General features: G+C 71.2%; 1 protein-coding gene. It reads right to left on the minus strand.

What is annotated here, in order from left to right; translation table 11 throughout:
* A partial coding sequence (locus AC1D01_RS37775) for a PAS domain-containing protein (RefSeq protein ID WP_477875087.1) occupies window positions 1-619 on the minus strand: 619 nt, incomplete at both ends.

Consider the following 619-nt stretch of genomic DNA (forward strand, 5'->3'; position numbering starts at 1 on the left):
CCAGCGGGTTGCGCAGCTCATGCGAGAGCAGCGCGAGGAACTCGCCCTGGCGCCGGTCGGAGAGCCGCATCGCCTGCGTGCGCTCGGCCAGGCGCTCCTCGAGCTCCCTGCGCTCGTGGATGTCGACGCAGCTGCCGACGTAGCCGAGGAAGCGGCCGTCGCCGCTGGTGTGCGCGACGCCGTTGTCGAGCACCCAGCGGTAGACGCCGTCGTGGCGGCGCAGCCGGTAGTCCATCACGAAGGGCTGGCGCGCATGGAAGCTGGTGGAGTAGATGCCCATGCAGCGCTCGAGATCTTCGGGGTGCACCACCTGCGTCCAGCCGTTGCCGCGTTCCTCGTCGAGCGTCGTGCCGGTGAACTGCAGCCACGGCTTGTTGACCCACTCGCACCAGCGGTCCGGGCCGGCCAGCCAGATCATCACCGGCGCCGCATCGGCGACGTGGCGGAAATCGCGCTCGCCATCGCGCCCGCGCTGCGGCGCCGGCTGCAGCAGGCAGACGAAGCGGGCGCCGTCGAGGCCGGGCAGGCCGTCCTGCGAGGGCAGCTTCAGCAACTGGACGTCGAATGGGCGCACGCCGTCGCCCGAACCGATGCTGACCTCGCCCGACCATTCCTCGCC

Source organism: Rhizobacter sp. P3_B12 (genome assembly GCF_056402895.1).